We start from the raw sequence: 14,082 nt of genomic DNA, 5'->3' as shown, positions 1-14,082 counted from the left end.
GATACTAAAGGAGGAATGGTAGTTTTTATTTTTCTCTTATCAAAAAAATTTCTAACTTAACAATGAGGGTGACTATACTAATTACTCTCAATCAAATCTAACCATTGCTCTATTACATTTTCAACATCAAAATCTTTAACTCTTTCAATAGATTTTTGTGAGTAGTGAACATAGTCATTTTCGTTACATAACATCTTAGTAATTGCATCCGCCAATTTAATCTCTACTTCTACAGCATCACTTTTTGTCAAATCTGGAACCAGCACGCCAAACGCTTCCATATTAATGCTGTCGTAATCAATTGAACTATCGTAATCGTTTGGTGCTAAAATTTCCCTTGGTCCCGATTGACAATCTGTCGATATTATAGGAACTCTACACGCCATCGCTTCCGCTAATGCGTTAGGGAATCCTTCAAAATATGATGTCATCACAAATACCTTTGAGTTAGAAATATATTTGAAGGGATTTTCTTGAAAACCAAGAAAATGAATACTATCTAATATAGCTAATTCGTTTGCTAAATTTATTAATTCGGCTTTCGTTTCACCTTCTCCAAGTATTACCAATTGAGCATTCGGAACTGAATTCTTTACTTCTTTAAAGGATTTTATTAAGTGTTGATGCCCTTTTTGTTTGCTGAATCTCCCAACCGTTATTATTGTTGGATTCTTAAAAATTATGTTTTCAACAGCTGTTAATCTGCTTCTTGATAATTCTTGTATCTTTCTAATAGGATAAAAATTATATATCACTTTTATCCTCGATTTTGGGAGCTTATAATTTTCTATTAAATCTTTTTTCATTTGCTTAGATACGACGATAATTTTTTTGGCTCTCTTATAAAAAAATTTGATGCTTATATTCCATACAAAGGCCTTTAACCCTTTGTTATGTTTAGTAGACATGAAATTCCTAACCGAAACTAATGAGTCTTTAGTATCAAGAGTCATCATGTTTAGCAAATTAGGATATTCTAAAAAGCTAATAATAGGAATACCTGGATTTTGTTTTTTTATATAATTTAATTTTTTAATTCTATTTATAAAAGTTAACGCCTTATTTATATAGCCTTTTGGTTGATCTCTATCTAAATAAGTGATTTTACCTTCGTAATCATACTCAATTTTTGCATCTTCACCAAATAAAACAATTTCTCTTTCTATATGATCTGGCAAATTTAAGGATAAGTTAGATACAACCCTTTCTGCACCCCCACCAGATAATGTTCCAATCAAGAAAATAACTTTGTTGTTCACTATAAAAGACTCCCTTTACAAAAATACCACGAATGCTCCTATCCTATTTACTAAACCAAAAAAAAAGATTTCTGTATGGTAACATAGTTTGTCCTCGTGGAGAATCACCAAAATAAGCTAAGTAGCTATACATCAAACAATAAAGTATTGTAATTGCAAGTAAAATGACCTTTATTCCTTTGTCTTTATTTAATTTGATAATAGCAGGAAACAAAAAACAAATGCTTAAATTTACATACCAAACCATTCTTCCAATTCCAATTAACGGAGCAAAAATTTCTGTCACAATTTTGATTACAAAGAGAAAAAAATAAAACTGGAAATTATAACTAATTTTAACAAATCTGTTATAATGCAGAGCAAAAAGACCTAGTATCGGTATTGTTGTAACAAAACCTAAACTAATTATTTCTGATGAGTCTATATAATTTTGATAACGATCTGCTGTAATGAATGGATATATTAAATATTTTAAAACTAAGAAAGATATAGGTATAACAATTGCTAATTTTAGTAAATTTTTCTTTTTAAAATAATTATTTTTATTCTTCTTTAAGAGTAAGAACAGAATTGCAAATAGCGCCGAGTAATGGAACATTGTAGCAAACAACATAAAAAGGATAAATTTCTTTTTATTATTTTCGATAATGTACCTATATGCAAATGCTATTATTGCAGCTGCTATACCCATCCGCATAATCCCAAAATAATAGAAATACTGTGTTGTTGCAAAAATAAAAACAATTAAAGCAAAATTGATATTGTTAACTTCATAACTTAGAGATTTATAAAAAAAGTAAATAGTTATAGTTGCTGCAAATATAAGTAACCACTGAAAATCGCCCAATAGGTAAGCAATTCTATATAGCAAATAAAAACCAGGCTCAGTTACACTGGTTCTATAGTATTGAAAAACAGTCGTGCTGTTCGCATAATTATATCCACTAAGATAGCTATAGCCATCTACCCCAATACTTAAATCTCGAAAGCCCATAATGAAAATCAGTGGAAGCATTGATAAAAACATGAATACAGGATGTGGTACAACTGTTTTTTTCTTGTTTTCCCTCCTATACTTCTGTGCAAAAAAAGCAAAAAATACTGATGTTAAAACCATTGATAAATATATAATGTATGAATAAATCACCAATAAATCTCCTTTGCATCTAACAGTTCAATGTGAATTGCATTATGAATAATCACTCTCTATTAATAACTATTAAAGACAAGAGATATTGATTTTACATATAATTCAAGTCTTCATTGTGAATTGCTTAAAAAACTCACTCCGTCGCTTTTCTATTTTTTCTTTATCATATTTCATTGCTTCTTCAAAATTTCTTTTCGCTTGATAAGCTAGGTCTTCTTTGTTTATTGATAATAAAATTTCACAAATTTCATTGATATTACTTCTTTTATTACTAAAAATATACTTTTCTTCAATAAGTTCTGGAATTCCTGCAGTTCTTGCCCCAAACGCAGGTAGCCCTTTGCTCATTGCTTCAATTAAAGCTCTAGGCAAACCTTCTTGCCTACTCGGTTGTGAATAAATATCTATAGTTTCTAACCATTCAAATACCCTATAATTCGGCAATGAACCCAAGAATTTCACCTGATCTTCGACATCGAATCGCTTAGCGATTTTATCCAAGTATTTTTGATTTCCTCCTCCAACTAATTGATATTCAAAATTAGTAATTCCCTGCTTCTTTAATTTTCCTAGTGCTTCAATAATATACTGTTGTCCTTTATATCTAACATCTATTGCTGCTGTTGTTCCAATAACTATCTTGCTGTCAGTTTTTATTTCGTCAATTTTCTTTAATCGGTTATCAAGAATAGTGTTTTCAAATTCGTTCAATGCCACGTTTGAACAACTTACTGATTTTCCTTTAGTAGGATATCTTCTCTGTAAAAATTCGTTCGTTACATATACAGAATAATTAGTATCCCTAACAATTTTTTTTGTTTTAAGATACATATAAGGGGCAACTATTTTCCCTTTTATACTGTGATTCCAAAATGCATCCCAAGGACATGCAACGACTTCTACCAAATATGGCTTTTTATATTTCTTAGCTTTAGAAATTGCTAATGAACCGATAGAACTCGGTAATCTTGCTATTAATGAGTCGCAACTACGAATTTCATTATTAATAATTCTATGCGCTTCAAATACTTTACTTATATTACTGATCGTTTTAAAATTTGGAACTTCTACGAATTTGACTCTATCAGTTGAAGCGAGTGTTAGTTTATCATTATATTTATTTATTTGTCTTTGTCTGCTTATAACGATGACCTCTTCAAAAACAGATGTGTATCTCTCTAACATTTCTTTAGAAAGTCCACCAGTACTATAATATTGGTTATTAAATTTATAGAAAATATGGTCATGTGCAAATACAAGTTTCATGGCTACTTCCTTTCCTTAATGGTTTTAGCAGGAATTCCGCCTACTATAGAATTGCTTATTACTTCATTTTTCACAACAGCTCCTGCAGCAACAATACTACCCGAATTTACTATACTGCCTCCTAGTATTCTACAACCCGCACCTATCCAAACATTATCTTTAATAACTGTTTGTTTAAATTCACAACCCTGATCTCTGATATTTAGAAAGAGATTAGAATATATATGCTCTTCAGAAATAATTGTACTACTATGTGCTATAGAAACATCACTTCCAATTTTTATTCCGCCGGATGCATCAATATAGCACATTGGATGAATACTCACATTATCACCTATTTCTAACTGATGGACCCTATGCAAATAAACGCTTGAAAATACAGCCACATTATTCCCACAGCTTTTCGCACAATTTTTCAAGCAAATGTACCTCACAAACATTGCAACATAATTATCATGATGTCTGGTGAATTTTAGTAAAAAAAGATAAAATCCTTTAGGTAAGATTTTTGATACTTTTATAACAATATTGATTATGCCAGATAGTTTTTTAGTTATTTCTCTTTTTCTAATCATTAATATCACCTTTACATTATTAAGTCATACGGTATTCATTCTATATATTTTTTATCTCTTCTTTATAAGCATCTACCACTATCTGCCTATTGAACTCCTTCTCCGCTTTTGTTCTTCCAGCCAATCCCATCTGAATTTTATCTTTCTGTACTAAATCAATAAATTTCTCGATTTTCTCTATCAAATCTTGGGTATCCTGCTGTTTAATAACATAGCCATTAACACCATTATCGACTATTTCTCGGCAACCTGCCCTATCTGTTGTAATTACTGGCCTTCCACAAGCAGCACTTTCAAGTAATACATTTGACATTCCTTCCGGATAATATGTAGGGTGAATTGTACAGTGAGAGATTTTGTGATATTCCCTTACATCACTTTGCATTCCATGATATTTGATAATACCTTTGGCTTGCATTTCTTTCAATTTATCTTCATATGCATCTTCACAAAATCCTAAGATATGAAACACAGTATTTGGGTACTTTCCCCTAATATAATCAGCGGCTTCTAAATATTGATCGATACCTTTTTCTTTCATTACACGAGCAATAAACAGAAAATTAATTGTTTTATCTGATGGATAATCTAATAGAGAATAATAGTCAAGGTTAACGCCGGATCCTGGTATTAATCTATGATTTCCACTAATAATTTTCTTCTTAAGAATAAACTCTTCATTCTCTTTATTCTGAAAAAAAACACATTTTGCTTTCTTTAAAGATACCTTATACAAAAATAGAGTGATCTTTTGCAATATCCCACCATTTTCTACAGCTGATCCGAGCCCTGTAATATTTGCAATACTGGTGATACCACTCATTCTACAGGCTAAACCACCATAAACGTTTGGTTTAATGGTGTATGTTAAAACCAAATCTGGTTTGATATCTTTAATAATTCTTCTATAATTTAATATCAATTTCAAATCAGTTATCGGATTAGTACCTCTCCTGTTAATTGCTGTGTCAATAAATTTACAACCTAACTCTATTAACTCAGAAATAAACTCACCATTAGGGAGGGATATATATACTTCATTTTCCTTAACTAATTCCTTTATTAGTTCTTTTCTAAATTTATATAAGCCCACATCGTTATTTGCCAATATTAGAATCTTTGCCATTACTAACTCTCCCAGCTGGAACACCTACATATATTCCAGATTCAGTTATATCCTTAACCACCACAGCACCCGCACCAATTCTACAGCCTTTAATGATGTTTAAGTTATTACTTACTATACTACCAATACCTAACCATGACCCATGCCCAACTTTCACCGTACCAGCTAAATGCGCACCTGGTGATATATGAACAAAATCTTCAATTGTATTGTCATGATCTATGGTAGCACCAGTATTGATAATGCATCCCTTGCCTATTGTTGTACAGCAATTAACCACTACTCCAGCCATCACGACTGTACCAGATGCTAACTCAACTTGTTCTCCAATAACAGCGCTGGGGTGAATCAATGAAGGTATGCTTGCACCTTCAGCTTCAAGCTTCTTCTGGATTTTTTCTCTTGTAGAATTATTACCAATACCTACAAAAATGTCGTAGCCATTAATATGTGTAAATGCCTCGGCTGATTTCCCAATGACTTCTATCCCCATGGAAGATTTGAAACTTGTGTCATCATCTAAAAAAGCAATACTCGCCCATTTATTCATTTTCAATGCGATATCAGCAACAACTTTTCCATGTCCACTGGCACCGATTATGAGAAGTTTATTTTTCATAATTTTATTCTTTCCTTTTGATTGGATCCCTTGAATGGCTCCATCGTTGCAGCCACTTCTGAATTAATACCTTCCCTGACAAAGACCTTTTTAATAGTTAGAAAAATAATCTTCCAGTCCCCAATGAAGCTTACATTATCTACATACTCCACATCGAGATCAAATTTATTTTCCCAACTAATAGCATTTCTTCCGTTCACCTGAGCCAAACCAGACAATCCAGGTCTAACCTCATGCCGACGCTTTTGATGATTATTGTAGATTGGGAGATACTGTACCAGCAAGGGCCTAGGACCCACAATCGACATATCTCCTCTAAGGATATTAAAAAGTTCCGGAAGTTCATCGAGGGATGTAGAACGCAGTAACCTTCCAAACCTCGTCAACCTAACATTATCAGGAAGCAGCTCTCCATGTTCATCTCTTTCATCCGTCATTGTTCTAAACTTATACATCATAAAAATAGTCTCATTCAGTCCTGGCCTTTTTTGTTTAAATAGCACTGGGCTACCCAACTTTACTCTCACAAGAAAAGCAACAACCAGAAGGATAGGACTAAGGATAACAATCGCAATCAAAGATAGTATGAAATCCATCGCTCTTTTTATAAATCTTCTATAAATACCATCCTTAGAAGGTTTCATTATCTTACCCACAACCCTTTAATAATTTCAACAACTCTCTCCAAATCCTCATCCGTTAACTTTGTATCAGAAGGCAAGCAAATACCATTCTCAAACAATTTTTCCGATACATCCGTTCCAACAAAGTCATACTTCTCAAAAAATGGCTGAAGATGCATTGGCTTCCAAACCGGTCTTGATTCAATATTTTCATTTTCAAGAGCTTCCATAACATCAATCGGTCTAACATTACCATTCAAAGTCATAGAACTTAACCAATAATTTGGTTTATCCCACTCATTACTAGGCATGAACTCTACCCCGTCAAGTTCACCAAGTTCTCTCTTATAAAACTCTAGGATATAATTCTTCTTCTCAACTCTCTGATCTAATACCTTTAGCTGCCCTCTGCCAATCCCAGCAACTACATTGCTCATCCGGTAATTAAATCCTAATTCGCTATGCTGATAGTGCCTTGCTTGGTCCCTACTCTGAGTCGCCCAAAATCTTGTCTTAGCAATACGCTCTTCATTATTAGAAACTAACATCCCACCGCCTGAAGTAGTGATAATCTTATTCCCATTAAAAGAGAAAATCCCATAATCACCAAAGGTTCCAGTATGTCTCCCTTTATAATATGTACCTAAGCTTTCAGCAGCATCTTCAATTACCGCTACCTTATGCTTATTGCAAATCTCCATAATCTTATCCATATCTGCAGAAAGGCCATAAAGATGCACTATAATTACAGCTTTCACTTCAGGATATTTCTCAAAAGCTTCTTCCAAAGCATTAGGACACATATTCCAAGTCTTATAATCACTATCTATAAAAACAGGAATGGCTTTTTGATAAATTACCGGGTTGACAGTTGCTGAGAATGTTAATGTAGGACAAAAAACAATATCTCCTTCTTCAACTCCTGCTGCTTTAAGAGCTAAATGGATTGCGGCTGTGCCTGAAGATAGTGCTGCAGCAGCCTTGATTCCTACCTTATTTGCCAATTCTATTTCAAATTGATTCACGTTTTCCCCAAGAGGAGCAATCCAGTTTGTATCAAAAGCTTCCTTTATATATTCCATTTCATAACCTTCATCACTCATATGTGGTGATGATAGGAATAATCGATCCTTCATCTCTAAAACTTCCTTCCTACAATAAGTCACTTTATATGTAGATATTTTTCAACAAGTTCTTTCTCCACCTAGCCACTATTAAAATAGGGTTAAAGATAGTTAAAGAGTATCCAAGAAAGATGGGTGTAGAGATATCCTTGATGTTTCACCTGTTAAATCTTCCTTGGGTAAAACTATATGAATCATATTTCACGAAAAACATGAATATTCCTATGCATTAATCTTTTCTGAGGAAAAATCCTTAACCGTTTGTTCTAAAAACTCTACTAAATCATCCTTGATTTCTTCATTCTGAAGTGCAAACTCTATCGTCGTTTTCACAAACCCTAACTTCTCCCCAACATCATATCGTTTTCCTTCAAAATCATAAGCAAAAACTTGCTGTGTCTGGTTTAACTGTTGAATTGCATCTGTTAACTGAATTTCCCCGCCTGCACCAGCTTCTTGCTGATCAAGCATACTGAAGATTTCAGGAGTAAGGATATATCTTCCCATTATTGCCAAATTGGAAGGAGCTGTTCCTAAGGCTGGTTTTTCTACAAAGTTTTCAACTTGATATAGTCGTCCATCTTGAAAAGCGGGGTCTATTATTCCATACCGGTTTGTTTCTTCTTTAGGTACAGTTTGAACCCCGATAACTGAATTGTTTGTTTCCTCAAACTGATTAATTAACTGCTTTAGGCAAGGAGTTTCACTCTGGACAATATCATCACCTAAAAGTACGGCAAATGGCTCGTCCCCAATGAATTTACGTGCACACCATACTGCGTGACCTAATCCTTTTGGTTCCTTCTGTCTAATGTAATGGATATTAGCAAGTTTAGAGGAATATTGTACTTTATTGAGCAACTCTACTTTTCCTTTTTCCAATAGATTTTGTTCGAGCTCTGGAGCGTAATCAAAATGATCTTCAATCGCACGTTTACCTTTTCCAGTTACGATTATTATGTCTTTTATTCCTGATGCAACAGCTTCCTCCACTATGTACTGAATCGTTGGTTTATCAACGATTGGCAGCATCTCCTTTGGCATTGCTTTTGTTGCAGGCAAAAAACGAGTACCCAATCCTGCTGCCGGAATGATTGCTTTTGTGATTTTTTTCACTTATTAGTCCTCCTAATGGTTATTTAACTACCGAGAAAGCTTTGTTCTTTCTTCGATTTGCTAAATTTATTACAAATTCTTTAAGTTCTGTTATGGAAAAATCATCATAAGAGTTTAAAAGATACTGTATTTCCTCTTCCTGTTCCAGTACCGCTTTTCCTATAAAGATTTTAGGGAAAACAGCTTCACTATGAACCTCTTTCTCCCCTAAAAGTTCTTCATACATTTTCTCACCTGGCCGAATTCCTGAGAATTCGATTCCAATTTCGTCTATGGAATAACCTGATAACTGGATAAGGTTTGTTGCTAATTCTACAATTTTAACAGGTTCACCCATATCAAGAACGAATATTTCCCCGCCACGAGCTAGAGAACTTGCCTGAATGACTAATCTGGATGCTTCAGGTATAGTCATAAAATACCTAGTCATGTCTGGATGTGTGACGGTTACTGGTCCACCGGCTTGAATTTGTTTTTTAAATAAAGGAATGACACTCCCTCTGCTGCCTAAAACATTTCCGAAGCGAACCGCAACAAATTTTGTTGTGCTATTTTTTGCTAACTGCTGGATGATCATTTCAGCAATGCGCTTGGTCGACCCCATAACGTTTGTTGGGTTAACGGCTTTATCAGAAGAAATCATTACAAACGCACCTACACCAAAAGTATCTGCCGCTTCTGCAACATTCTTTGTACCAAAAACATTATTCTTAATAGCTTCACGAGGATTGTATTCCATAAGTGGAACATGTTTGTGTGCAGCCGCATGGTAAACAACATCAGGCCTGTAGGTGTCCATCACTTCAAAAATTCTATCTCGATCTTGAATATCTGCGATGACAGGTATGATTTCAATTTGATTTGCATATAGCTTTTTCAGTTCCATGTCAATTTGATAAATACTATTTTCTCCATGTCCTAGAAGAATAAGTTTGCCGGGTGAAAATCGGCATATTTGACGGCAAATCTCTGAACCAATTGAGCCCCCAGCCCCAGTAACCAGGATGGTCTTGCCCGTTACATATTCAGAAATACTGGTTATATCCAATTCAACAGGTTCTCTTCCTAAAAGATCTTCCACTTCCACTTCTTTAAACTGATTAACGGCTACTTTCCCTAACATAATATCTTCAAGCATCGGCATGATTTGTGTTTTTGCATTCGTTTTCACACATTCATCAAAAATGACCTTCAATTCTTTTTTACTTAATGAAGGAATCGCAATGACAATATTATCTATATGATATTTTTCAACCATTTCAGGGATATGTGTAGAATTACCCGCGACGGGTATACCTAAAATGTCTAGCTTATCTTTTTTTGGATCATCATCAATGAATGCCACTGGTTTAAGTTCCGTATCATGATTATTAAGAAGTTGACGTACAACCATGGTTCCAGCAGATCCCGCTCCTATTACCAATGTGTTTCTGGTTTCCTTTTGATTATTTATCAAACGGTCACGCAGCATTCTCCAAGAAAATCGGGAACCGCCAATCAGAATAACATGCATCATCCACGTCAATGCCATGGCCCTTACATAAACATCTTGAAAAACCATTAACTGGATGGCGATAACAGTGATAACCGATAGGCTTACGGCTTTAACTATGGACAGTAACTCTCCAATACTTGCATACTCCCAGGCCTTCTTATACAGTTTATAAATAGAAGCAAAAAAATGATGGCTGATTAATAGAGAGACTGATGTGACTAAGAGTGTTGGTAATTTAAATATTTCCAAATAGGGATACAAGAATAAATAACTTACATAAATGGCCGATAATACTATTAATGAGTCTAATAGGGCCAGAAGTGTTAATCGTTTTCGGTAGGCCAACCACATTTCCCCCTTTAATATTGTTTGATTTCTCACTATTAAATACAGTATTAAAGCATTGTATTCTATTTCACATGATTTTCATTTTTAATATAAGAATGAAATATGCTGTTTATGTTCTCTTTTTTTTGTCCTTATGACCTTTGGGCTTTTTGTCGTTGAACAAGTCACTATCTAAATGAGATTAGTTTATATAATATTCATCCCAGTAACTATATAACGTAGGAACTTTCTTTACATGAAGGCAAAATTTTTTTATACTATGTAAGCGTTTCCTGATTATCTATCTTTCTAAAAGATTCCTAAAATTTTCTTTTTGAATGGCACTGGTTTTTCAACAGTAGGACTTTGGTTCTTTAATAGCAGTTCAGCATTTTCTTTAAAATAAAATGTACGTTGTATTCCATATGCTTTTGTGATTGTTTCATAGGCTTGTTGTAACGTGAACCCTCTAGAGCCAATATTATGGGCATCAGTTGCAATAAAATGAGCCAGATTATGTTCGATTATCTTTTTTGAAAATGATTGGATACTTTTACCGAAGTTCCCGATGATACTGCCTGAAGTAAGTTGAGTTAACGCACCTTCCTCGACCAATTCAAATAACAGTTTATGATTTTCAATCAATTCCTTATTTCTCTCCGGATGTACGATAATCGGTGTTATTCCTTTCAGCAACAGCTCATATATCACTTCTCTTGTGTATGTAGGAACCCTTCCCGATGGAAGCTCTAGTAGCAAATATGTACCATAATCGTCCAGTGTTAGGATTTCTTCCTTTTCAAGTGATGAAAATATGTCTCGGTGTATTCTTACTTCTTGTCCGAGATGAATGGTAAGAGGAATATTTTCTAGTTGAAAACTCTCATTTAAACTCACTGCACGGTCAATGATGTCACTTTTAACATTTACATATTTCTCATTAAAGTGATGTGGCGTGGCAAAAATATGGGTGATTCCTGCTTCTACCGCTTTTCTTGCCATATTCAAACTTTCCTTCATGTCCGCAGATCCATCATCAACCCCTGGGAGAATGTGACAGTGTATGTCGATCAAATTTCATACATCTCCTTTATAAAATGAATAGGAAAAAAGGCCTATCCCTTAAAAAATAGGAATTATTACCCTGATTAATAGTAGCATATAAAACTGCCATTAAACAGGGTGTTATTTTGTCGAAATTTGTTTTATTTTATTTATGATTGATAGTAATAATAATTGCTGTTATCCGTTTCAACGCCATTCAAAACGACTCCAAGCAAGGATGTATTAGCTTTCACTAAAAGCTCCTTTGCTTTTACTGCACTTTGTTTGTTTGTCTTGCCGCTCGCTACTACCATGATCACGCCATCACATTTATTGGCTACGATCTGGGAATCCGGCACTACCAGAACGGGCGGTGTATCAAAAATGATATAATCATACATTCCTTTTAATTCATCAATCGCTGTTTCTATCGCTTTGGAATTTAATAATTCCGAAGGGTTAGGCGGTATTGGTCCACTCGTCAGAATTTCCAGATTAGGCACATTCGTTTTCATAAGTGCTTTTTCTATGCTCATTTTCTTCGTTAGCACACTCGTAAGCCCCTCTATATTACTAAGACTAAAAGCATAATGAACGGATGGTTTCCTTAAGTCAGCATCCACAAGCACAACCTTTTTCTCCTCCTGTGCCAAAACAATCGCAAGGTTTGCTGCTGTCGTCGATTTCCCATCATTAGGCTCCGAAGAAGTTACCACAATGGTTTGTATGTCTTTATCAACTGACGAGAATTGAATGTTCGTTCTAATTAATCGATATTGTTCAGTAATAGGTGACTTAGGATTAGTCTGTGCAATCAAATTCACCTGTTTTTTATCTTTACTTCTCAAAAATCCCGCTTCCTTTCATACTGCTTCTTATCCGGATTATCCTTTATTATGTACCTGTGTAATCTTTTGAATCGATCCAAGTATAGGTAATTCTAGGAGTCTCTCAATATCATCCTCGTCCTTGATCGTATTGTCCATATATTCCAGCAAGAATGCCAAACCGACTCCAGCCAACAATCCGACCACTACCGCAATTGCGATATTCAATAATGGATTAGGTTTTACAGGACTAGGATTCTCCTTAATTTCAGCCTTGGCTAGTACGCTAACATTGTCGACGTTCATTATATCCTTGATTTCCTTTTGGAAAGTTTCAGAAACAGTGTTTGCTATTTCTACAGCCTGTGACGGATTACTATCTTGAACCGTTAATGAGAAGACTTGTGAATTTTCTTGGCTATTAATTGTGATTTTTTCACTAAGTTGTTCTACGCTTTGCTCAAGTTCAAGATCATAAATGACCTTCTCCAAAATCGCTGGACTTTTTATGATCACACTGTATGTATTGATCATGTCGATATTAGATCGTATTTGAGTCGAGTCCAATTGGTTCTCCGATTGTTTCTGATTAACTAGGATCTGTGTTGATGATTGGTAAACGGGTGTTAATAAGAAATATGAAATCGTTCCACTAATCAAAGCGGCAATTAATGTCAGCAGCATGATTAGCTTCCAACGTTTCTTTAATGTTTTAAAAATATCATTAATACTAATAGTTTCTTCCATTTCATCCTCCTGATATGTTAAAAATGACCTAATGCATTATACCATAATATTACCTATTATTATGTATTTTCAAGGAAATTTACATGAAACTTACAATCTAAGAATACTTTTCAAATGCCAAAGTAATTTTACAAAAAAAAAAATGGCAATACAAAGGAAATATTTTCTAATATTTAAAAATTGCAAGAATCACATTTAAATACCCCATTTTCCAGAATATTTGTGACTTAAATTTCAATAAACCTAAGTATACACTAAATCCCAATCTTTCTTATATGCTTTATCATATTCACAATATTTTCTTGAAAATAACCTATCTAAATGCCTACCAAAACAGAAAAATCCGTTTATTCATATAATAATGTCAAGTATTTTAGTGCCTAGTTATCATTAAAAATGAAAGGAAAATGTGTAAACTGAAAGTAATAGTTTAAATTAGTATATATAATTTTCATATTAATGGTTAGGTGTGGTCTATATGATAGGTTACCGAGTTAAGTCGCTTAGGGAAGAAAGGAAAATGTCAATAAGTGAACTCTCCGCAAAATCCGGCGTTGCCAAATCCTATATAAGCTCACTGGAAAGAAACCTTCAAACAAACCCTACTATTTTAGTTTTGGAAAAAATCGCTAGAATCCTTTGTATTAAAGTGGATGCCCTGTTGTTGAATGAACAAGCAGACAAGGTCATGGATGAAGAGTGGCTTGAAATCATGCAGGATGTTATGGGATCAGGAATATCGAAAGAGGAAATGCGCGAATTTATTCAAGATAGAAAGTGATGT

14 protein-coding genes are annotated in these 14,082 nt (G+C 34.1%); 1 reads left to right on the top strand and 13 read right to left on the bottom strand.

The features are described 5' to 3' along the window. Positions 1-77 precede the first annotated feature (77 nt). The 13 genes from V3595_RS04425 to V3595_RS04365 form a co-directional block, all read right to left on the bottom strand. Positions 78-1,259 carry a glycosyltransferase gene (locus V3595_RS04425; RefSeq protein ID WP_485905539.1) on the bottom strand — a complete coding sequence of 394 codons (1,182 nt, stop codon included), beginning with the start codon at positions 1,257-1,259 and terminating at the stop codon, positions 78-80. A 43-nt stretch (positions 1,260-1,302) separates the two neighbouring features. After that, complete coding sequence (locus tag V3595_RS04420; RefSeq protein WP_485905538.1) at positions 1,303-2,406, bottom strand: EpsG family protein; 1,104 nt, start codon at positions 2,404-2,406, stop codon at positions 1,303-1,305. Positions 2,407-2,511: 105 nt separating this feature from the next. Then, entirely contained in the window at positions 2,512-3,675 is a 1,164-nt protein-coding gene (locus V3595_RS04415) for a glycosyltransferase (RefSeq protein ID WP_485905537.1), read from the bottom strand. Positions 3,676-3,677: 2 nt separating this feature from the next. Continuing rightward, positions 3,678-4,250: an acyltransferase gene (locus V3595_RS04410; protein WP_485905536.1), complete on the bottom strand. Its 573-nt coding sequence runs from the start codon at positions 4,248-4,250 to the stop codon at positions 3,678-3,680. Between the two features lie 40 nt (positions 4,251-4,290). Then, on the bottom strand, positions 4,291-5,376 hold the full coding sequence (locus V3595_RS04405) for a glycosyltransferase family 4 protein (RefSeq protein ID WP_485905535.1): 1,086 nt from the start codon (positions 5,374-5,376) through the stop codon (positions 4,291-4,293). Continuing rightward, positions 5,348-5,995: an acetyltransferase gene (locus V3595_RS04400; RefSeq protein ID WP_485905534.1), complete on the bottom strand. Its 648-nt coding sequence runs from the start codon at positions 5,993-5,995 to the stop codon at positions 5,348-5,350. Before V3595_RS04400 ends, V3595_RS04405 begins: the two co-directional genes overlap by 29 nt. Next, complete coding sequence (locus V3595_RS04395; RefSeq protein ID WP_485905533.1) at positions 5,992-6,639, bottom strand: sugar transferase; 648 nt, start codon at positions 6,637-6,639, stop codon at positions 5,992-5,994. The genes V3595_RS04400 and V3595_RS04395 overlap by 4 nt, the downstream gene beginning before the upstream one ends. Continuing rightward, positions 6,639-7,754 carry a DegT/DnrJ/EryC1/StrS family aminotransferase gene (locus V3595_RS04390; protein ID WP_485905532.1) on the bottom strand — a complete coding sequence of 372 codons (1,116 nt, stop codon included), beginning with the start codon at positions 7,752-7,754 and terminating at the stop codon, positions 6,639-6,641. The genes V3595_RS04395 and V3595_RS04390 overlap by 1 nt, the downstream gene beginning before the upstream one ends. A gap of 210 nt (positions 7,755-7,964) precedes the next feature. Then, positions 7,965-8,858: a UTP--glucose-1-phosphate uridylyltransferase GalU gene (gene galU / locus V3595_RS04385; RefSeq protein WP_485905531.1), complete on the bottom strand. Its 894-nt coding sequence runs from the start codon at positions 8,856-8,858 to the stop codon at positions 7,965-7,967. A gap of 19 nt (positions 8,859-8,877) precedes the next feature. Then, complete coding sequence (locus V3595_RS04380; RefSeq protein ID WP_485905530.1) at positions 8,878-10,698, bottom strand: polysaccharide biosynthesis protein; 1,821 nt, start codon at positions 10,696-10,698, stop codon at positions 8,878-8,880. 291 nt (positions 10,699-10,989) lie between these two features. Next, entirely contained in the window at positions 10,990-11,754 is a 765-nt protein-coding gene (locus V3595_RS04375; RefSeq protein WP_485905529.1) for a tyrosine-protein phosphatase, read from the bottom strand. 140 nt (positions 11,755-11,894) lie between these two features. Then, entirely contained in the window at positions 11,895-12,572 is a 678-nt protein-coding gene (locus V3595_RS04370; RefSeq protein ID WP_485905528.1) for a CpsD/CapB family tyrosine-protein kinase, read from the bottom strand. A 36-nt stretch (positions 12,573-12,608) separates the two neighbouring features. Further along, positions 12,609-13,298 carry a YveK family protein gene (locus V3595_RS04365; protein WP_485905527.1) on the bottom strand — a complete coding sequence of 230 codons (690 nt, stop codon included), beginning with the start codon at positions 13,296-13,298 and terminating at the stop codon, positions 12,609-12,611. 478 nt (positions 13,299-13,776) lie between these two features. Here V3595_RS04365 and V3595_RS04360 point away from each other — a divergent pair, with 478 nt between their 5' ends. Continuing rightward, positions 13,777-14,079, top strand: a complete 303-nt coding sequence (locus V3595_RS04360; RefSeq protein ID WP_230176825.1) for a helix-turn-helix domain-containing protein — start codon at positions 13,777-13,779, stop codon at positions 14,077-14,079. Positions 14,080-14,082: the final 3 nt, after the last annotated feature.

The sequence above is a fragment of the Bacillus sp. CFBP9009 genome (assembly GCF_036541465.1).
Classification (GTDB): domain Bacteria; phylum Bacillota; class Bacilli; order Bacillales; family DSM-1321; genus Peribacillus.
Note: the sequence above shows the minus strand (reverse complement) of the source record. Positions and strands in the feature narration are given on the sequence as shown.